This window comes from Massilia cavernae (genome assembly GCF_003590855.1).
In the GTDB taxonomy this organism is placed as follows: Bacteria; Pseudomonadota; Gammaproteobacteria; order Burkholderiales; family Burkholderiaceae_D; genus Telluria_A; species Telluria_A cavernae.
Genome location: NZ_QYUP01000111.1, coordinates 54,229 through 73,547 on the forward strand (window position 1 = coordinate 54,229; position 19,319 = coordinate 73,547).

At 64.1% G+C, this 19,319-nt stretch carries 21 protein-coding genes, 1 tRNA gene and 2 pseudogenes; 13 read left to right on the forward strand and 11 right to left on the reverse strand.

Annotation, left to right across the window (positions count from 1 at the left end; translation table 11 throughout):
* Positions 1-4 precede the first annotated feature (4 nt).
* From D3872_RS11770 to D3872_RS11780, 3 genes are all read left to right on the forward strand, one after another.
* Positions 5-358 carry an MmcQ/YjbR family DNA-binding protein gene (locus tag D3872_RS11770; protein WP_119810942.1) on the forward strand — a complete coding sequence of 118 codons (354 nt, stop codon included), beginning with the start codon at positions 5-7 and terminating at the stop codon, positions 356-358.
* Entirely contained in the window at positions 355-1,614 is a 1,260-nt protein-coding gene (locus tag D3872_RS11775; RefSeq protein ID WP_119810943.1) for a phenylacetate--CoA ligase family protein, read from the forward strand. Before D3872_RS11770 ends, D3872_RS11775 begins: the two co-directional genes overlap by 4 nt.
* 95 nt (positions 1,615-1,709) lie before the next feature.
* A complete protein-coding gene (locus D3872_RS11780) occupies positions 1,710-2,297 on the forward strand; it encodes a hypoxanthine-guanine phosphoribosyltransferase (protein WP_119810986.1) in 588 nt (195 codons plus the stop codon).
* Here D3872_RS11780 and D3872_RS11785 read toward each other — a convergent pair.
* Positions 2,294-3,249 (reverse strand): annotated as a pseudogene (locus D3872_RS11785) (NAD(P)H-dependent flavin oxidoreductase). The gene D3872_RS11780 and the pseudogene D3872_RS11785 overlap by 4 nt on opposite strands.
* Positions 3,250-3,459: 210 nt before the next feature.
* On the opposite strand from D3872_RS11785, the pseudogene D3872_RS11790 reads away from it, so the two are divergent.
* Positions 3,460-5,777, forward strand: a pseudogene (locus D3872_RS11790) (putative bifunctional diguanylate cyclase/phosphodiesterase).
* A 10-nt stretch (positions 5,778-5,787) separates the two neighbouring features.
* Here D3872_RS11790 and D3872_RS11800 read toward each other — a convergent pair.
* Genes D3872_RS11800 through D3872_RS11815 form a run of 4 tightly spaced genes read right to left on the reverse strand, consistent with a single transcriptional unit; the run spans position 5,788 to position 7,772 of the window.
* Positions 5,788-6,714: an MBL fold metallo-hydrolase gene (locus D3872_RS11800; protein WP_119810946.1), complete on the reverse strand. Its 927-nt coding sequence runs from the start codon at positions 6,712-6,714 to the stop codon at positions 5,788-5,790.
* Positions 6,711-7,196, reverse strand: coding sequence for a hypothetical protein (locus D3872_RS11805; RefSeq protein ID WP_229459283.1), 486 nt, complete (start codon positions 7,194-7,196; stop codon positions 6,711-6,713). The genes D3872_RS11800 and D3872_RS11805 overlap by 4 nt, the downstream gene beginning before the upstream one ends.
* Complete coding sequence (locus D3872_RS11810; RefSeq protein WP_119810948.1) at positions 7,156-7,347, reverse strand: DUF1289 domain-containing protein; 192 nt, start codon at positions 7,345-7,347, stop codon at positions 7,156-7,158. The genes D3872_RS11805 and D3872_RS11810 overlap by 41 nt, the downstream gene beginning before the upstream one ends.
* On the reverse strand, positions 7,344-7,772 hold the full coding sequence (locus D3872_RS11815) for a thioesterase family protein (protein WP_119810949.1): 429 nt from the start codon (positions 7,770-7,772) through the stop codon (positions 7,344-7,346). Before D3872_RS11815 ends, D3872_RS11810 begins: the two co-directional genes overlap by 4 nt.
* A gap of 157 nt (positions 7,773-7,929) precedes the next feature.
* On the opposite strand from D3872_RS11815, the gene D3872_RS11820 reads away from it, so the two are divergent.
* Positions 7,930-8,991 (forward strand): extracellular catalytic domain type 1 short-chain-length polyhydroxyalkanoate depolymerase, encoded by a 1,062-nt coding sequence (locus tag D3872_RS11820; protein ID WP_119810950.1) that lies wholly within the window; start codon positions 7,930-7,932, stop codon positions 8,989-8,991.
* Here the strand turns inward: D3872_RS11820 and D3872_RS11825 are convergent.
* Both D3872_RS11825 and D3872_RS11830 read right to left on the reverse strand, forming a co-directional pair.
* Complete coding sequence (locus D3872_RS11825) at positions 8,988-9,266, reverse strand: SemiSWEET transporter (protein WP_119810951.1); 279 nt, start codon at positions 9,264-9,266, stop codon at positions 8,988-8,990. The two genes, D3872_RS11820 and D3872_RS11825, sit on opposite strands and share 4 nt — an antisense overlap.
* A 76-nt stretch (positions 9,267-9,342) precedes the next feature.
* Positions 9,343-9,534, reverse strand: a complete 192-nt coding sequence (locus D3872_RS11830; RefSeq protein WP_119810987.1) for a cysteine-rich CWC family protein — start codon at positions 9,532-9,534, stop codon at positions 9,343-9,345.
* Between the two features lie 160 nt (positions 9,535-9,694).
* Between D3872_RS11830 and argB the strand changes: the two genes are divergently transcribed.
* Both argB and D3872_RS11840 read left to right on the forward strand, forming a co-directional pair.
* Positions 9,695-10,621, forward strand: coding sequence for an acetylglutamate kinase (gene argB, locus D3872_RS11835; RefSeq protein ID WP_119810952.1), 927 nt, complete (start codon positions 9,695-9,697; stop codon positions 10,619-10,621).
* Positions 10,622-10,654: 33 nt separating this feature from the next.
* Positions 10,655-10,729 (forward strand) — tRNA-Thr (locus tag D3872_RS11840).
* 31 nt (positions 10,730-10,760) lie between these two features.
* Here the strand turns inward: D3872_RS11840 and D3872_RS11845 are convergent.
* Positions 10,761-11,651, reverse strand: a complete 891-nt coding sequence (locus D3872_RS11845; RefSeq protein ID WP_119810953.1) for a TraB/GumN family protein — start codon at positions 11,649-11,651, stop codon at positions 10,761-10,763.
* Positions 11,652-11,677: 26 nt separating this feature from the next.
* On the opposite strand from D3872_RS11845, the gene D3872_RS11850 reads away from it, so the two are divergent.
* The 4 genes from D3872_RS11850 to D3872_RS11860 all read left to right on the forward strand — a co-directional run bounded on the left by D3872_RS11850 (position 11,678) and on the right by D3872_RS11860 (position 14,908).
* Entirely contained in the window at positions 11,678-12,412 is a 735-nt protein-coding gene (locus D3872_RS11850; protein WP_119810954.1) for a pyrimidine 5'-nucleotidase, read from the forward strand.
* Positions 12,413-12,441: 29 nt separating this feature from the next.
* On the forward strand, positions 12,442-13,020 hold the full coding sequence (gene slmA / locus D3872_RS11855; RefSeq protein ID WP_119810955.1) for a nucleoid occlusion factor SlmA: 579 nt from the start codon (positions 12,442-12,444) through the stop codon (positions 13,018-13,020).
* Positions 13,021-13,039: 19 nt separating this feature from the next.
* On the forward strand, positions 13,040-13,273 hold the full coding sequence (locus tag D3872_RS26465) for a hypothetical protein (RefSeq protein WP_229459285.1): 234 nt from the start codon (positions 13,040-13,042) through the stop codon (positions 13,271-13,273).
* Positions 13,274-13,651: 378 nt separating this feature from the next.
* Positions 13,652-14,908 carry a chorismate-binding protein gene (locus D3872_RS11860; protein WP_229459286.1) on the forward strand — a complete coding sequence of 419 codons (1,257 nt, stop codon included), beginning with the start codon at positions 13,652-13,654 and terminating at the stop codon, positions 14,906-14,908.
* On the opposite strand, the gene D3872_RS11865 is transcribed toward D3872_RS11860, so the two are convergent.
* Positions 14,905-15,501 (reverse strand): glutathione peroxidase, encoded by a 597-nt coding sequence (locus D3872_RS11865; RefSeq protein WP_119810956.1) that lies wholly within the window; start codon positions 15,499-15,501, stop codon positions 14,905-14,907. The two genes, D3872_RS11860 and D3872_RS11865, sit on opposite strands and share 4 nt — an antisense overlap.
* A gap of 39 nt (positions 15,502-15,540) precedes the next feature.
* Between D3872_RS11865 and D3872_RS11870 the strand changes: the two genes are divergently transcribed.
* Positions 15,541-16,665 (forward strand): extracellular catalytic domain type 2 short-chain-length polyhydroxyalkanoate depolymerase, encoded by a 1,125-nt coding sequence (locus D3872_RS11870; RefSeq protein WP_147373865.1) that lies wholly within the window; start codon positions 15,541-15,543, stop codon positions 16,663-16,665.
* 171 nt (positions 16,666-16,836) lie between these two features.
* Here D3872_RS11870 and D3872_RS11875 read toward each other — a convergent pair whose 3' ends face one another.
* Both D3872_RS11875 and D3872_RS11880 read right to left on the reverse strand, forming a co-directional pair.
* Complete coding sequence (locus tag D3872_RS11875) at positions 16,837-17,676, reverse strand: PPK2 family polyphosphate kinase (RefSeq protein WP_119810958.1); 840 nt, start codon at positions 17,674-17,676, stop codon at positions 16,837-16,839.
* 13 nt (positions 17,677-17,689) lie between these two features.
* A complete protein-coding gene (locus D3872_RS11880) occupies positions 17,690-18,112 on the reverse strand; it encodes a CoA-binding protein (RefSeq protein WP_119810959.1) in 423 nt (140 codons plus the stop codon).
* A 137-nt stretch (positions 18,113-18,249) separates the two neighbouring features.
* Between D3872_RS11880 and D3872_RS11885 the strand changes: the two genes are divergently transcribed.
* Positions 18,250-18,864 (forward strand): peptidoglycan recognition protein family protein, encoded by a 615-nt coding sequence (locus D3872_RS11885; protein ID WP_119810960.1) that lies wholly within the window; start codon positions 18,250-18,252, stop codon positions 18,862-18,864.
* The last annotated feature ends 455 nt before the right edge of the window (positions 18,865-19,319 follow it).

The following is a 19,319-nucleotide window of genomic DNA, read 5'->3' on the forward strand; positions in this document are numbered from 1 at the left end:
GATCATGGATTTTGAAGCAGCAAAAGCGGTGTGCCGCACCTTTCCCGGCGTGACCGAAGATCTCAAGTGGGGCGAGGTCAATGTGTTCTCGGTCGGCGGCAAGATGTTCGCCTGTACCAATGCAGACCTGCCCGCGTTTCGCATCAGCTTCAAGGTGGATGACGACCGCTTCCTTGAACTGACCGACCGCCCGGGCATCATTCCCGCGCCCTACATGGCGCGCCTGAAGTGGGTGTATACCGACGATCCGAAGTCGCTCAGCGACGAAGAGGCCGCGGGACTGCTGCGCCGTTCGTGGGAGCTCGCGTTCGCGAAGCTGACCAAAAAGCTGCAGCGGGAAATAGGAGAACCAACATGAACACCGAGACCCTCGACGCGCTCGAGACCCGCGACCCCGCCGAACGCGAGCGCGACCTGATGGCGCGCCTGCCGAAGCTGGTAGCGCTGGCCAAGTCCGCGCCGGGGTGGGCGCGCATCCTCGACGGCGTCGACGCCGCCGCGGTCAACAGCCGCGCCGCGCTGGCCGCCCTGCCGGTCACGCGCAAGGCCGACCTCAAGGCGCTGCAGAAGGACGCCATGCCCTTCGGCGGCCTGAATACGGCGCCGGTATCCGAGCTGGCGCGCGTGTTCATCTCGCCCGGCCCGATCTTCGACCCCGAAGGCCGCGGCAAGGACTGGTGGCGCTTCGCGCGCCCGCTGTTCGCAGGCGGCGTGCGCAAGGGCGGGCTGCTGCAGAACTGCTTCTCCTACCACTTCACCCCGGCCGCCTTCATGATCGAAGGCGCAGCGGCGCGCATCGGCAGCGCGGTGATCCCGGCCGGCGCCGGGCAAACCGAGATGCAGGTGCAGTCGATGGCCGACCTGAAGCCGGACACCTATGTCGGCACGCCCTCCTTCCTGCGCATCATCATCGAAAAGGCGCGCGAAATGGGCGCCGACATCAGCAGCGTGCGCAACGCGGTGATGGGCGCGGAAGCGCTGCCCCAGTCGCTGCGCGCCTGGTTCCAGGCCAACGGCGTGCCCAACGTGATCCAGACCTACGCGTCGGCCGATATCGGCAGCATCGCCTACGAAACCATCAGCGGCGGCGCGGTCAACCCCGGCATGGTGCTCGATGAAGACCTGATCGTCGAAATCGTCCGTCCCGGCAGCGGCGAACCGGTCGCGCCGGGCGACACCGGCGAAGTGGTGGTCACCTCCTTCAATCCCGACTACCCGCTGATCCGCTTCGCCACCGGCGACATGTCGGCGCTGCTGGTCGATGCGCCGCCGTCGCCGTGCGGCCGCACCAACAGCCGCATCAAGGGCTGGATGGGCCGCGCCGACCAGACCACCAAGGTGCGCGCGATGTTCGTGCACCCGTCGCAGGTGGCCAACATCGTGCGCCGCCATCCGGAGGTGTCGAAGGCGCGGCTGGTGGTCAGCGGCCGCATGGCCAACGACGTGATGACGCTGCACTGCGAACTGGCGGGCCAGCCTGCACAAGCGCTGGAGGCAGCCATCGTCGAATCGATCCGCGAGGTGACCAAGCTGCGCGGCGAAGTGGTATTCGCGGCGCCCGGCTCGCTGCCGGATGACGGCAAGGTGATCGAAGACGCGCGCGACTACACTTGAACGTGCCGGCCGCTGTTGCGGAAATCCAACTCGCGTCCGTCTGCGATTGGCGATATGAAGGATAATTGCTTCGTATCCTTAACAAGCAGGCCATCATGCAAGACTTTCACTACCAGCGCGCGCAAGCGCTGATCAAGCACGCCGAAGAGATCTTCGATGCGGACGCCGTCAAGGCGGCCGTCGTGCGCGTCGCCGACACGCTGAACGAGCGCTTCGGCAATCTGGAAGACGAGGCGTTCCCGCTGGTGCTGGGCGTCATGGGCGGCGCGGTCGTGTTCACCGGCCAGCTGCTCACCCAGCTCGATTTCCCGCTCGAATTCGACTACATCCACGTCACCCGCTACGGCGACGACGACCAGGGCGGCCAGGTGGTGTGGAAGGTGATTCCGCGCTCGAACGTGGCGGGCCGCACCATCGTCGTGGTCGACGACATCCTCGACGAAGGCGAAACGCTGGCGCACGTCAAGCAGCGCCTGCTCGACATGGGCGCGGCGGAAGTGATTTTGGCGGTGTTCGCGGACAAGGACATCAAGCGCGCCAAGCCGGTACAGGCCGACATCGTCGGCCTGACCATTCCCAACAAGTTCGTGGTCGGCTTCGGCATGGACGTCTACGGCTACTGGCGCAACCTGCCGGGACTGTGGGCGATCCGCGAGACGGACCTGAAGCCGCGCGACGCTTAAAGCGCGCAGATCCGGGCGCGCGCGGCCTCGTATTCGCGCTGCAGGCGCTCGACCATCTCCGCCACGGTAGGTACGTCGTGCATCAGGCCGACGCCCTGCCCTGCGCCCCAGATATCGCGCCACGCCTTGGCGCTGCCCGATCCGAAGCTCATCTTGCTCTTGTCCGATTCCGGCAGTGCGTTCGGGTCGAGCCCCGCGTTGAGGATCGACTTCTTCAGGTAGTTGCCGTGCACGCCGGTGAACAGGTTGGTGTACACGATGTCGTCCGCGGCCGAATCGACGATGGCGTTGCGGTATTCGTCGCTGATGTTCGATTCCTGGGTGGCCAGCCAGCGCGAGCCGATATAGGCGAAGTCCGCGCCCATCGCCTGCGCAGCCAGGATGGCGTCGCCGCTGGCGATCGAGCCTGACAGCGCCAGCGGGCCGCTGAACAACTTGCGCACTTCCCCCACCAGCGCGAACGGCGACAGCGCGCCCGCGTGGCCGCCCGCGCCCGCCGCGACCAGGATCAGGCCGTCGACGCCCGCTTCCAGCGCCTTTTGCGCATGGCGGATCGACACCACGTCATGCAGCACGATGCCGCCGTAGCTGTGGACGGCGTCCATCATCTTCTTCGGCGGCGCGCGCAGCGACGAAATGATGATCGGCACCTTGTGGCGCACGCACACCTCGACGTCGTGTTCGAGACGGTCGTTGGACTGGTGGACGATCTGGTTGACCGCGATCGGGCCGACCTTCTTGCCGGGTTGGCGGCCTGGTATTCGGCCAGCTCGGCTTGCAGTTCAGTCAGCCAGGTGTCGAGCAGTTCGGCCGGGCGCGCGTTAAGCGCCGGGAAGGAACCGACGATGCCGGCCTTGCACTGCGCCGCGACCAGTTTCGGGCCACTGGCGATGAACATCGGCGATCCGATGACGGGAAGGGACAGGTTTTGCAGCGCGACGGGCAATGCCATGGACAGACTCGCAGACGAAGGTTGATCGGGTTTGCGCGTTCATTATAGAGCCAAAAAAGAACGATCGTGCTAAGTTTAGAGCGCAAGATCTATCTTGCCTTCCCGCCACTGCCGGCGCTGGCGTGGCGTGCGACGCGTGCCGGCACACACGATACACTTGGGGCATCGAGTCCCGGCAGCGCCTGGCCCTCGCCGCGCTGCGGCAATGCTATGAGCACACCAAAACCATCGCGCAGGCGCGCAAGGCTGCGGCTACGGTCACCATTTGGCATCACGCTGGCGTTCACCGCCTGCTCGACCCTGTGGATCCTGTTGTCCGGCACAGTCGTCAACGCGCTGTTCGACGATCCCGACACCATCTACTACGTCGAGCTGCTGAAAGGCTTCGCCTACACGGCCGTGGTCGCCGCGCTGCTCTACGTCCTGCTGCGCTCGTGGCAAGGCCTGCTTCACCACGCCATCGCCGTTGCGGAACACAACGAGGCAAGGCTCGAACGCGTGCTGCTGGGGTCGAACGACGGCTGGTGGGACTGGGACATCGGCACGGACACCATCTATTATTCGCCGCGCTGGTGGAGCATGCTGGGCTACCAGCCCAACGAGCTTCCGGCCGACTCGCGCCTCTGGCTTCGGATGGTCCCGCCCGGCGAGGTGCATGAGGTCGAGGCCGCCATGTCGAAGTTGCTCTCAGGCGATGCGAAAAGTGGCCGGCTCGAAGTGAGGATGCGCCACAAGGATGGCCATTACGTCCCGGTAATCACGCGCTTTCGCATCCAGCGCGACGCCGGCGGCAAGCCCACCTGCGTCTCGGGCACCAACACCGACATGACCGATTTCAATGCGGCGCAGCGGCGCCTGCACCAGGCCGCCGCCGTGTTCGAGACCACGCGCGAAGGCATCCTCGTGACCGATGCGCAGGCGCGCATCATCATGGTCAACCAGGGGTTTTCCGCCGCTACCGGCTACAGCGAAGCGGAACTGCTGGGCCGTACGCCCGCCGTGCTGAGTTCCGGCAAGCATGACCCGGCGTTTTTCCAGGCCATGTGGGAGGCGCTCGCCACCGACGGCTACTGGCGCGGCGAGGTCTGCAACCGCAACAAGAGCGGCGAGATGCATTCGGACTTCCTCAGCATCAGCGCGGTCAGGGACGACAAGGGCAAGGTGATCAACTATGTCGGCGTCTACGCCGACGTGTCCCAGATCCGCGAATCCGAGCGCAAGCTCGACTTCCTGGCCCACCACGATCCGCTGACCGGCCTGCCGAACCGCCTGATGCTGACCACCGAGCTGGACCATGCGACCAAGGCGGCACGCCGGCAGCACAGCAGCTTCGCCCTGCTGCTGCTCGACCTGGACCGCTTCAAGGACGTCAACGACAGCTATGGCCACGCGGCCGGCGACGAACTGCTGGTCCAGGTGGCATCCTGCCTGCGCCAGCGCTTGCGCGACGCCGATATCGTGGCGCGGCTGGGAGGCGACGAGTTTGTGGTGCTGCTGGAGAACATCACCCACGACGAGGACGGCGGCAGGGTGGCCGACGAAATCGCGGAATGGCTGAGCCAGGGCTGGACCCTGTCCAACGGCGCCGAGGTCCGCATCGGCGTGAGCATCGGCATCAGCGTGTTCCCCGCGCACGGCAAGGACAGCAACGAGCTGATCCAGCACGCCGACGCCGCGATGTACCTCGCCAAGCAGCAGGGCAGCGGGTGCTACCGCTACTTCTCGCAGCGGCTGACGCACGATGCGCGCCACCGGCTTGAACTGGAGGCGCGCCTGCACCAGGCCGTACAACGCAACCAGCTGCGCGCGTTCTACCAGCCCCAGATCGACATCGCCAGCGGCAGGCTGATCGGCGCCGAAGCGCTGGTGCGCTGGTTCGATCCGGAGCGGGGCCTGATCGCGCCGCAGCGCTTCATCCCGGTCGCCGAGAGCAGCGGCCTGATCAACCAGATCGGCAAATGGATCTTGTGGCAGAGCTGCATGCAAGGGAAGCGCTGGATCGAAGCCGGCTTCCCGCCGATTATCGTGGCGGTCAACGTATCGCCCGCCAGTTCCTGAACACCGACGTGCGCGCGCTGGTGCGCGACGTGCTGGAGGAGACCGGCTTCCCGGCGCAGTACCTGGAGCTGGAACTGACCGAAAGCGCGCTGATGGAGAGAGGCGACGAAGCGATGTCGATGCTGAACGGGCTGCGCGAGCTGGGCGTGCACCTGGCGATCGACGACTTCGGCACGGGGTACTCATCGCTGGCCTACCTGAAGCACTTCCCGCTGGATGTGCTGAAGATCGACCGCAGCTTCGTGAAGGATATTCCACGCTATCCGGACGATGTGGCGATTGCCACGGCCATCGTGACGATGGGGCATACGCTCGGATTCAAGGTACTGGCGGAGGGTGTGGAATCGGAGGAGCAGCGGGTTTTCCTGGCGGAACGGGGCTGCGACTCGTACCAGGGGTATCTGAAGAGCCGGCCGGTGCCGGCGGCGGATTTCGAGCGGATGTTCGCGCCGACGGCGGCCTTGCCTTGAAAATCCTTGCTTAGAACTCGCGGTTGACGAGCATCCCGCCTTCGCGCTTCGCGGCCCCTGCCCTCACCAGCGAGTGCACCGTCCATTCCGCCATCTTGTCCGCCGGCCATTCGAAGTAGCGCTGCGCCGTCGACACCAGCAGCGGCACCGTCTCGAACATCGTCCACACTTCCGCCAGCGGTATCTGCTGGCGCGACAGCAGCAGGAACTTGAGCAACACCTTCACCGCGTTCTCCGCGTTGCGCTTCGGGCTGGCCGACAGGAAATCGACCCGCGCCAGCGCGCGCGCCACCGCAGCCTTCACATCGGTGAACGCTGCGCCATGCCCCGGAATCACCAGCCGCGCATCGAGCGTGCGGATCAGTTCCAGGGTGGCGCGCGCTTCGTCGAAGCCCGACTCGCCATCGAGCTCGGGGAAGATCACGCCGAAGCCGTTGTTCCACAGGGCGTCCGCCGAAATCAGTATGCCTTCCCGCTCGCAGAACAGGATCACCGAATGCGGATCGTGTCCCGGCGCGCCCAGCACGCGCCACGGCATGTCGCCAAGCACCAGCTCCTGGCCCGGCGTGAGCGTGTCGTCGAAGGTGAAGCGCTCGCACTGCTGCCCGGTAGCGCGAAAACTCAGCGCCGCCTCGTCCCAGGCGCGCACCTTGGCCGCCTCCGCCACCGGGATCGCCACCCGGCTGCCGTAGCGCGCCTGCAGCGCCGCATTGCCGCCGCAGTGGTCCGAATGCAGGTGGGTGTTGAGCACCCGGTCCAGGCGGCGCCTGCCCAGTTCATGTTCGACCAGCGCCAGCGTCTGCGGCACGTGGGTCAGGTAGCCGCTGTCGACCAGCGCGGTGTCGTCGCGGCCGACGAACAGCACATTGTTGGAAGAGAGCCAGCCGCGTTCGAGGATGCGCATCGAAGCGGGTACGGAAAAAGCCTTATCGTTCATCGTTTCATCTGAAAGGCCAGCGAAATCTTGGCGAACTCGATCAGCACCTCGCGCGAACCGCCGTTGAAGGTAGTGAAGGAGTTGCCGGTCCTGACGACCATTCGCGGCGGGAAAAGCCAGGAGAGGTAGGGAATGCCGATCATCTTGGCGCCGCGTACGTCGCGCCATTCGACCTTCTTGTCGAACAGCCAGGTCTGGTGAATGCCGGCCGCGTCGATGGTGGTGCGCGCGCGCAGGAACCAGTAATAGCTGATGGCCAGCATCAGCGCGGCGCCGAACACCAGCGCCTTGACGCCGACGCCGTACTGCAGCAGCGGGAAGCGCAGCGCGATACTGGCGCCGTAGGCGAACAGGCCGATCGTCATCACGGTGGCGAACAGCTTGAAGCCCTTGCCGTAGGCCGGGCCGGAAATCGTTTTTTCAGGTTTGTAGAAGTTCATCTCAGTCGAATTGAATGCGTTCTTCTCGGCGGCGGATTTCATTCCACACCACCCGTTTGTAATCGTCGCCGGCACTGCTCCAGTTAATGATTTCCTCGATCGTGCGCAGGCAACCGAGGCACAGGCCGTCCTGCCCCATCTCGCACAGGTTGATGCACGGCGACGGCACCGGCGATTTCAGTTCTTCGGTCATGCGCCCGCCTTCGCCACTTTTTCCGCCACCTTTTGCGTGAAGCGCGCCGGATCGATGATAAAGCGTTCGTGCGTGCCTTCGCAGACGCGCTCGACCTCATCCCATGCCTCGACCCGGAAACATACGCGGCGGCCATCGACCTCGGTCACCTCGCCCTTGATCAGCAGGGTCATGCCGGGCGCGGTGGGCGCGAGGTGGCTGAAGTGCACCATCGTGCCCAGGCTCTGCTCGCGCGGCCAGTCGACGTAAGGCATCATGCCGTGCAGACAGGCAAGTTCCATCATGCCGACCATGTAACCCGTCGCCAGCACATCCGGCATGTCCCGGCAGAACGCGGTGTCGTTATATAGCTGCGGCACCGTCGCCCGCTCCGGCACGGTGTAACTCCACTCAAACATGATGCCGGGTTCCAACTTACGTTTCATTTCGCCACTCCTTCAAGAGCGGGCTTCCGCCTGCTCCTGCAATCTTTTACCATCTTTCCAAAAAACATGTCAGAACGCAATTATCGCACCGCAGCAAAAACCGGTTGACGAACGGGCTCAGACAGGTAGACTAAAACGCATTAACCAAGGACAGCCCATGAAATTTCCCTCTAAGCTCATAGAGCATTTGCGCGGTGCATCAAGAATCCTGATGGGGCAAAACCACTCTGCTGCAGTGCAAAAAATCCAGCAGGCGTTGCGCGTTTTACCCAGTGCCGGAACCACCGATCCAGGAAAAATAAATGCAGGAGTGCAAGAATTCCTGGATCAGATCATCCCCGGCGTCATGACCGGACTCGACCCTTCCCGCCCTGCCACCGCTCCCCTCCCCGGCCAGTTCATCGACGACAGCTACACCAACGCCGCCGGCACCCGCGCTTACAAGCTCTACATTCCCAGCAGCTACACCGGCCAGCCGATGCCGCTGGTGGTCATGCTCCATGGCTGCACCCAGCACCCGGACGACTTCGCGGCAGGCACGCGGATGAACGAGCTCGCCGAGGAAATGCATTGCCTGGTGGCGTATCCCGCTCAGTCGCTGCAGGCCAATCCTTCGCGCTGCTGGAACTGGTTCAACGCGCTCGACCAGCAGCGCGATCAGGGCGAGCCGTCGATCATCGCGGGCATTACCCGCAAGGTCATGCGCAGCCATGCCGTCGACGACAGCCAGGTCTACGTCGCCGGGCTGTCCGCCGGCGGCGCGATGGCAACCATCATGGGTACACTCTACCCCGAACTGTATGCGGCCGTCGGCGTCCACTCCGGTTTGCCGTTCGCCTCGGCGCACGACCTGCCGTCGGCGCTGGCGGCAATGCGCGGCGACTTCGGCAGGCAAGCGCTACCGGGCGACCCCGTCCCGATCATCGTTTTCCACGGCGACAAGGACACGACGGTCCATCCGGCCAATGGCGACGAGCTGATCAAGCAGGGCTCGCACCCGGTCTCGCACATCAGCACTGAGCCCGGCGCCGTCCCCGACGGGCACAGCTACACCCGCACCATCCACCACAAGCCGGACGGCACCGCCCATGCGGAACAGTGGCTGATCCACGGCGCGGGCCATGCGTGGTCGGGCGGATCGGGCAGCGGCAGCTACACCGATGGCCGCGGACCGGACGCAAGCCGCGAAATGATGCGCTTCTTCCGTACCAGCCGTTAGCGTTCCGCCAACCCGGCGCGCGCGAAATACCACTTCATGCCGAGCACGGCCGACGCGAGCACCAGCGTCACGCCGTTGGCGAGGATGATCGGCCAGTCGGACAGCGCCAAGCCGTAGCAGGTCCACAGCGCCACGCCGGTGATGAAAATCATGTACATGCCGGTGGAAATGCCGGGCGCGCCACGCTGGCGCCACACCATGAACACCTGGGGAATGAAGGCGCTGGTGGTGAGGACTGCGGCGAGATAGCCTAGATAACTGGTTTGTGGATCCACGCGACTCTTTCGGAACTGGGCCGCGTATTATATTTCAGGTGGAAGGATGCCCGTTTCAAACGCGGCTGGCGGACGGTCAAGATCCCTCGGCGGCGCTTGCGTCCCTGGCGTGTCCGATATGCTGCTTCAGGCAGTCCGGACACCAGCAGGCCGCCGCTTCGCCCGGCACCGGAACCACTGCAGGCAGCTCGGTGCACCAGCACGGCCCGTCGAGCTGGTCGGCCATGGCGCAACCGAATTCGGCGCCGCAACTTGTGCATGTGCTCATCAATAGTTCCCGTAGTAAATTTTCCGCCGCGCCCATGCGGCGCCCCTGTCGCCGCACCATAACGGAGCTGGAAATAAAATACAACAAGATGGCCCTATAATGGCCACAAGCCCTGCCCCGTTGCCTGTAAAATCTCGCAAAATTCTTTTTCGGACCCGCCATGACCGCACCCCTGACCAACCTCAAGCTCGACCAGCACGACGACCTGACCGCGGTGTCCCCGCAGATCAAGGCGCAGATCCTGGCCGAAGCGCTGCCGTACATCCGCAACTTCCACGGCAAGACCATCGTCATCAAGTACGGCGGCAATGCCATGACCGACGAACGCCTGAAGCACGGCTTCGCGCGCGACGTCATCCTGCTGAAACTGGTGGGCATGAATCCGGTCGTGGTCCACGGCGGCGGGCCGCAGATCGACAACGCGCTGAAAAAGATCGGCAAGCAGGGCACCTTCGTGCAGGGCATGCGCATCACCGATGAAGAAACGATGGAAGTGGTCGAGTGGGTGCTCGGCGGCGAAGTCCAGCAGGACATCGTCATGCTGATCAACCACTACGGCGGCCAGGCGGTCGGCCTGACCGGCAAGGACGGCGGCCTGATCCGCGCACGCCGGATGGCCATGCCTGACCGCGAAAAACCGGGCGAGTTCCTCGACATCGGCTTCGTCGGCGAGATCGACGCGATCAACCCGGCCGTGGTCAAGGCACTGCAGGACGACGCCTTCATCCCGATCATTTCGCCGATCGGCTTCGGCCAGGACGGCCAGGCGTACAACATCAACGCCGACGTGGTCGCAGGCAAGATCGCGGAAATCCTGAAGGCCGAAAAGCTGATCATGATGACCAACATCGCCGGCGTCCAGGACAAGAAGGGCAACCTGGTCACCGACCTGTCGGCGCGCGAGATCGACGAGATGTTCGCGGACGGTACGATTTCCGGCGGCATGCTGCCGAAGATTTCTTCCGCGCTGGATGCAGCCAAGTCGGGCGTGAACACGGTTCACATCATCGACGGCCGTATCGAGCACTCATTGTTGCTGGAAGTCTTGACCGAACAGGCTTTTGGCACTATGATCCGGTCGCACTAAAGATTTGTGGCCGCGTTCGCTGCCACACATGCCGCCCTTTTAGCTCAGTGGTAGAGCACTCCCTTGGTAAGGGAGAGGCCACGTGTTCAATCCACGTAAAGGGCACCATCCATCCATTGGATGGTGCGCAAGACTCCCCTCAGTACACCCGCTCCACCGTCATGCCGCGTGCGCGCAGCAGCTCCGGTATGCTCGTTTTCCCGATCAGGTGCAGCACGCCGACCGCCGCGACGCTGTTGTTTTTCTGCGTGATCAATCGGGCAAGCTTGCCGGCCATCGCCGCATTACGCTCGACCAGCAGCACCTTGTACAGGAAGCGGCCCGACAGGGTCTGGTCCTCCTCCACCCGTTTGGCGATGAGGTCCAGCGCCACGCGGTCCGCGCTGCCCCACGCTTCGGCGATCTCGCGCGCCTCATCGCCCTGCCGGCCGTCCTCGATCGTCTCCAGTACCTCGTCCAGGACGCGCATCTGCTCGCTCTCACCCAGGCGACCGAACAGCGCCAGCTGTTCGTCCACCGACTCCAGCTCGGTGACCGGCACGCCATTGGTGCGCGCCAGCTGCGCCAGGTGGCCCTCGACGCCGAGCTCCGGACGGTAGCCCTGCGCGCGGTATTCGGCCAGCGCCAGCGTGGTGGCCACCACCCACGGCTTCAATCCGGCCACAAGGGACGCCGGGATCCCGGCGCGCGCCAGCGCTTTTTCCAGGCGCAGCTTCTGCGCCGGCGGCATCTTCGCCGTCAGCGCCTCGCCTGGGGCGAGCAAGCCGTGCTGCTGCATCGCGCGCGCCAGCATGGCAGGGTCGCGGCCGGTGTCGATCTCCAGCGCCAGCGCGGGCGCTTGTGCGACGATCTGCGCGATGCGCGGCTCCAGCGGATAGAAGCCGGGCACGCCGACGTGGATGGTGCCGAACAGGTACATCGTGCGGCCCTCGCTGGTCACCTTGAACAGCGCGCCGCGGTCGGCGCCCCAGGCGGAAGGAAGGGCAAACCAGAACAGGCTTACAAGAATCACTATAATCTGGCGTCGCATCCGTTTTTCCTCGTTGTCCCGTAAAGGTGCCTGTGCCGAATACTAACCTGTCCTCCCCGCTCTGGCTGTTCGACCTGGACAACACGCTGCACGACGCTTCGCATGCGATTTTCCCGGCGATCAGCGCCAACATGAACGTCTACATCGCGCGCGTGCTGGGCGACGGCACCACGCCCGCAACGCAGGAAGCCGTCAACGCCGCGCGCCTGGGCTACTGGAAGCGCTATGGCGCCACCCTGCTCGGCATGATCCGGCACCATGATGTCAAGGCGGCCGATTTCCTGCACGAGACCCATGCCATCGGCGACCTGCAGCAGATGATCCGCACCGAAAAAGGTTTGTCGCGCCTGCTGCGGATTCTCCCGGGCCGCAAGATCCTGCTGACCAATGCGCCCACCCGCTACTCGAAGGACGTGATGCGCCACCTAGGCCTGAAGCGTCACTTCAGCCACCACATCGCCATCGAAAACATGCACGTGCACGGCCGGCTGCGGCCGAAACCGTCCAAGCTGATGATGCGGCGCATGCTGCGCAAGCATGGCGTGGCGGCGCGCCGCTGCATCCTGGTCGAGGACACGCTGGACAACCTGCGCACCGCCAAGCAGCTGGGCGTACGTACCGTGTGGATCACGCAGTACCTCAAGATGAGCGACCCGATCGGGGCCGCGGCCGTGCCCAAAATGCTAAAACGCCCCGCTTACGTCGATGTCAAAGTAAAATCCCTTCGTCAGCTGGCCGCCCGCTTGCATCGGCTGCGCTGAACTGATTAACCCGAACCCGCAGAGACAACATGGCAAGCACCAAGCCGGGCCAGCGCAAGCTGCAAATCCTCCAGGCCCTCGCAGCGATGCTCGAGCAGCCCAAGGGCGAAAAAATCACCACGGCGGCACTGGCCGCGCGGCTCGAGGTCTCCGAGGCCGCGCTGTACCGCCACTTCGCCAGCAAGGCCCAGATGTTCGAAGGCCTGATCGAATTCATCGAGTCGAGCGTGTTCGGCCTGATCAACCAGATCTCCGAACGCGAAACCGGCGGCATGGAACAAGCCCACGCGATCATGCAGATGCTGCTGGCGTTCGCGGCCAACAATCCGGGCATGACGCGTGTGCTGATCGGCGATGCGCTGGTCAACGAGGACGAACGCCTGCAGCTGCGCATGAACCAGTTCTACGACAAGGTCGAAATGGCGTTCAAGCAGTCGCTGCGCGTCGCGGTCACGCAAGGCCACGGCAAGGAGGCCGACGTGGCGGCGCGCGCCAGCCTGCTGGTCAGCTACGCGGTCGGCCGCTGGCACCGTTTCGCCAAGAGCGGCTTCCGCCAGAACCCTACCGAAGGAACCGGGCTGCAGCTGGCGCTGATGCTGGCCGCGTGATCGTCATTCCTGCTTCATCATGAATTTTGCCGACTGCTTCGCCCTGCTCGACGACGCCAGCCCGGACGGCGGGCAGGCCCGGTCGCGCCTGTACACCACCTGCAAGGGCGTGCTGCGCTGCGACCGCATCGAAGGCTGGCCGCAGCTGCTGGCGGACATGGAGGCGGCGCTGGCGCGTGGCCAATATGCGGTCACCGTGCTGGCGTACGAGCTGGGCGTGCGGATCCTGGACATTCATGCGCGTACCTGGTAAATTAATTTATGTTATCGCGTCTGAAAAGCGGCCATTTGCGCCGCTGGGCGCAGGTGCTGCTGTTCGACCGCTGCCAACACATTGACGCCGGACAGACCAGTGGCGGCATGGGCTGGCATCGCAGGGCGCCCGCTGCGGATGCGCCGGCCGGCATCGCCAGGTACGCCGCCCAATGTCGACCAGGTGAATTCACGCGTTGCGTCGAACCGCTCCACATTACATTGCAAGCCGGCGACACCTACCAACGTGTCAAACTACACCAAACCGGCTCCGCTTCGACCGCCTTTCGGTTCGCTGGCACGCGTTTTACGCCCGCCTGCGCGCGCGCCCAAGCCGGTGCCCACAGCGCGCTGATCCGCCCTTCCCGGCGGCGAGGCGGTGCTGTCGCTGTCGCCGGAGCTGTTCGTGCGCCACACGGCGGGCATGCTGGAGACGCGGCCGATGAAAGGAACCGCGCCGGCATCGGGCGACGATGCGGAAGACGCACGCCGCGCCGCAGCGCTGGCGGCCGACACCAAGAACCGCGCCGAAAACCTGATGATCGTCGACCTGCTGCGCAACGACCTTGGCCGCATCGCCATGACCGGCAGCGTCGAGGTGCCGAAACTGTTCGACGTGCAGCGCTACACCAGCGTGCTGCAGATGACGTCCACGGTGCGCGCGCAGTTGCGCCCCGAGACGACGCTGGCCGGCATCTTCAACGCCCTTTACCCTTGCGGCTCGATCACCGGCGCCCCGAAGCGCCGCACGATGGAGATCATCGACGAGCTGGAACCGGCGCCGCGCGGCATCTATACCGGCGCGATCGGCTGGTTCGATCCACCGGCCGGTGGACGGGTCATTGGCGACTTCTGCATGTCGGTGCCGATCCGCACCCTGTCGCTGCAGGCGCTGGATGCCGGCGTGCGGCGCGGCGAGATGGGCGTCGGCGCGGGCATCGTGTTCGACAGCGATCCGGTGGACGAATTTGCCGAGTGCCGCCTGAAGGCCCGCTTCCTGACCGGCCTGTCGAATGAATTCGAGCTGTTCGAGACCATGCGCGTTACCGGTGACGGATGCGAACACCTGGCGCTGCACCTGGCGCGGCTTGAAAAGTCCGCTTCGTACTTCGGCTTTGCCTTCGACCGCGCGGCTGCGGAAGCACTGGTGGAGGCGGAAGTCCGCCCGGACGAAACAAGGCGCGTACGGCTAGCGCTGCGGCAGGACGGGACGATGCCGGTGCAAAGCGCGGCGCTGGCGCCGCTGCAGGAGCCTGTGGCGCTGCTGCTGGCCGCCGATGCCAAGCAGTCGGACGACATCTTCCTGCGCCATAAAACCAGCGTGCGCACCCGCTACGACGCGGCCTGGCGCGATGCCGAGGCCAATGGCGCCTTCGATACGCTGTTCTTCAACGAACGGGGCGAGTTGACGGAGGGAGGACGCTGCAATGTATTCGTGCAGCTGGATGGCCAGTGGCTTACGCCGCCGCTCTCTTGTGGCGTGCTGCCGGGTGTGATGCGATCGGTGATGCTGGCCGAACCGGCGTTGAATGCGTCCGAACGCGTGATCACGCGCGAGATGCTGGACCGCGCGGACGAGGTCATGGTGTGCAATGCACTGCGCGGACCGCTCCGCGCAGTGGTCAAGGCAGCTTAGGAACCCAGCGCTTCCTCGATCTTGCTGACGACCTGCTTGTCCTCGGGCGTGACCTTGCTCGGGTAGTGCTCGATGACCTTGCCGTTACGGTCGATCAGGTACTTCGTGAAATTCCACTTCGGTTCCTTGCCGGTAGCCTTGATCAGGCTGGCGTGGAAGGGATTCGCTTCCGCGCCCGTGACCGAGCTTTTCGCGAACATCGGGAACTTGACGCCATAGGTGTTGAAGCAGAAATCGGCGATCTCCTTCGACTTGCCCGGTTCCTGCTTGCCGAAGTCGTTCGACGGGAAGCCCAGCACAACGAAGCCGCGGCTGGCGTATTTCGCGTACAGCCTCTCCAGCCCTTCGTACTGCGGCGTGTAGCCGCAATAGCTGGCCGTGTTCACCACCAGGATGACCTTGCCGGCGTACTGGCACAGGTCCTGCGGCGCGTCGTCCTGCAGGCGCTTGAAGTTCTGGCGCAGCAGCGCGGGGCATGCGGCCGGGGTTGCGGTCGCTGCAGACGCGGGAGTGGCGGCGTAGGCCGGTGCGCTGATGCCGGCGCTGGCGACAGCGGCAAGGGCTGAAAAAAAGAGTGCGGTAGAGTCGAACATTGGCTGGCGCCTGCGGGTCTAATTAAATGAAACCCGATTATGCCACTGCCGAAGCAAAGTTCAACGGCAGTCTCGCTTGAAAGGACTGCCATGCGCGTCGGCCGTAAGCTAGCCATGCTGGCGGCTTGGCTCACGCCGGTACTGGCCGTGCGCTCCGAAGCTGTGAGCGTGCAGCCCCTGCCGGCCTTCCAGGTCGATCTTACCCAGACAACAGTGTCGGGGCTGTCGTCAGGTGCGTACATGGCTGGGCAATTCGCCGTCATCCATTCGTCCATGATCACGGGCGCGGGGATCGTCGCCGGTGGTCCGTACAACTGCGCAAGCCGGCCCGGCTGGCCGCCGTTCACGCTCTACTGGTCCAATGCCACGCGCGCGTGCATGAACCCGCAGGCGACGGAGTCGTCGCCACCGGATGCCGTCGTGCTGTGGCGGGACGCGCAACAGATCGCGCAGGCGGGAAGGATCGACGCCCTGCCTAACTTGCGGCGGCAGAAGATCTACCTGTTCAGCGGGCGGGAAGACAAGACCGTGGCCACCGCCGTGGTCGACCAGGTGCGACATTTTTATGCACTGGCCGGGACTGCCAGCATCCACTATCGCAACGATCTGCAGGCGGGGCATGGCATGGTGACAAACGACCCTGGCGACAGTGCGTGCTCACTGACTGCCGCGCCCTACTTCAACAACTGTGGCTTGCCGCTGGCGCGGGAGATGCTGTCGCATCTTTATCCGGGACTGGGGCCGCCATCGGCGCAGCTGAGCGGATCGACCATCAAGTTCGACCAGCGTCGATATGCGGGGTATCGTGCTGGCCTGGACGATGCGGGGTATGCGTACGTGCCGGCGGCCTGTTCGTCGCGGCGGTGCCGCGTGCATGTGGCATTCCACGGATGTATGCAGGGGGCGGCGCTGGTGAAGGACCATTTTTATGGGCGCGCAGGGTATAACGCGGTAGCGGATGCGAACGGCATAATCGTGCTGTATCCGCAGGTGAGGACCAGCTGGTTTTACCCGTATAACCCGGGCGGGTGCTGGGACTACTGGGGGTATTCGTCGGCGAATCCGTTCCGGCCGGATTTTCATACGCGCGAGGGCGCACAGGTGCGGGCGGTTTATGCGATGTTGCAGAGGCTGGCGCAGCCGCGGAATGCGCCGCATCCATAGGGTGTGGTGGCGGATGCGCTTCGCTTTAGGAGTATCCGCTTGCAAGCGGATACCGTTTCGCACGCGAATCGCATGCGATTCGAAACCCGTGCTCCACCGCGTTGCGCTTATCCGCCCTACGCGGGCACTTATATGTAGGGGGCGCGCAGCGCGCATCCACCGCCTTTTCCGCTAATCCGGGATCTTCAGCTTGGCAAGTTTAGGGTCGGGCTTGGGAAACGCCAGCTTCAGGCTCTCCATGATCTCGAGCAGCAGGGTTGCTATCGCCAGGTCGCGCTGCGGCTTGGAGTCCGCCGGAATGATGTACCACGGCGCGTTGTCGGCGTCGGTGGCCACGATAGCTTCCTGGTAGGCGGCCTGGTATTTGTCCCAGAGCTTGCGGTGGGCCAGGTCGGCCGGGTCGTATTTCCACTGCTTTTCGGGGTCGTCGAGGCGCTGCTGCAGGCGCTTGCGCTGCTCGCCCTTCGAGATATGAAGGAATATCTTGACGATGACGGTGCCGGTTTCCGCCAGCATGCGCTCGAAGTCGCGTATCTGGATGAAGCGGCGGGCCGCCTCCTTGTCGTCGACCGAGTCCAGCACCCGCACCGTGACCACGTCCTCGTAGTGGCTGCGGTTGAAAATGGCGATCTCGCCGCACTGGGGCGTGTGCTTGTGCACGCGCCACAGGTAGTCGTGCGCCAGCTCCTCCTCGTTCGGCCGGCGGAAGGCGACGGCACGCAGTCCCATCGGGTTGATGTGGCTGAACAGCGACTTGATGGTGCTGTCCTTACCCGCGGTGTCCATGCCCTGAAGGACCAGCAGTACCTTGTGCTTGCGCGCGGCGTATAGCATCTCCTGGTACACCGCGATCTTGTCGGTGATTTGCGCGGTCTGTTCGCGCGCCTTCTGCTTGATCTCGTCGCTGCTCATGCTGGCTTCGACCAGTTCGTCGCGCAGCGGCGTGGCGGCTGCGTCTTCGTCACGCAGCGTGAGGTCCTTGGGTGCCCGGAGCAACTTGCGTGCCTTCATGTTCCCTCCGGCGTCAGTCCTGCAGTTCCGCGTGGTCGATCTTGATGCAGCGGTCCATCACGACGTCGAGGCCGGCGGCGGACGCCATGTCGGCGGCAGCCTGGTTCTCGACGCCCAGCTGCATCCACAGGCAGGCGGCACGTATGCCGATTGCTTCGCGCGCGACCGGCGGGATGTCCGCGGACTTGCGGAAGCAGTCGACGATGTCGATCTGGCGGCCGCCCGGCGCAAGCGAATCGGCAGCCTCGGTCAGCGAGGCATGCACCTTCTCGCCGAGGATCTCGCTGCCTGCATAGTTGGGGTTCACCGGGATTACGCGGTAGCCATGTTCCTGCAGGTACCTGGCGACGATGTAGCTGTCGCGCTCGGGCTTGTTCGACATGCCCACGACCGCCACCGTCCTGCTGTCCCGGAGAATTTCCTTTATCGACCTCATGTTGCACATCCCGTGTTGTAGTTTTCGAAAGCCTAACAGATACACATCAGTATGCGGTGCTTTCTTGAAACAAACACGGGCTTGTCATGGTGGAGCCATGTGTGGAAAGATGGCGGACTTACCTACCGGAGCACTTGATGAGTATTCGAACCAGGCTGGCATGCGCGATCGCTGCCCTCGCATTGATCGGCGGCTGCAGCACCACACGCGTCGAGCCGCTGGATAGCGTCGAAAAGCGCATCGTGACGGTAGCCGAATGGGGCGGTACCCCGACCGACCCGGCCAAGGCGCGCCCGCACACGATCGACCACATCACCCTGCACCACCAGGGCGAATCCTTCCCGGCCGGGAAAGACCCGCGCGCCTACCTGCGTACACTGCAGGGCTGGTCGCGCGCGACCAAGGGCTGGGCCGACATCCCCTACCACTACGTGATCGACCTGGATGGCAACATCTACGCCGCGCGCGACATCGGGCTGGCCGGCGACACCAATACCTCCTACGATCCGAAAGGCCACGCGCTGATCGAAGTGGTCGGCAACTTCGAGGAAGTGCAGCCGAATGCGAAGCAGCTGGACGCGGTGGTCGAACTGATGGCGCTGCTGGCCGACAAGTACAAGGTGCCGGTCGACCGCATCCATGGCCACAAGGACTACGCCGAAACGGCCTGCCCCGGCGTCAATATGTACCGTTACCTAGAAAACGGCTACTTCCACCAGCGTGTGAGCGAGCGCCTGAAACGCGCCAAATAATCCTCGCGAAGGATTCACATGGGCGGGGCTGCAAACACGGTTTGCGACACGCTTCGCCGGCGCAGCGGGCAAACCTTTCGAGAATTCAGTGGATGCAAAGACCTTGATCCATTGCAAACGATCGGCATGAAGATTCGGAACTGAGCAGTGAGCGGCTTTGTCTGACATGTAGACGCGCGGTAGGCCAGTACAAAGACCTTCAGGCGCTACCGCCATCACTCGCCATGAACAGCTGTTGGTAGATCTTTGGGCATGTGTGGCGACGTATCCGGGAGGTTTCATTTCCCTGGGCCCCGACTGTTCCAGTTGCAGGAGATTGCCATGAATAAAGCTCTAGTCGACATCGCTGTGGAAAGTACGATAGGACCGTTGCTAAAGGAGCTGGTGATGAACGGTTATCTGATTGATGTCATCAATGCTGCATCCCATGTGATCCGGATTAGCGACGCCCATCC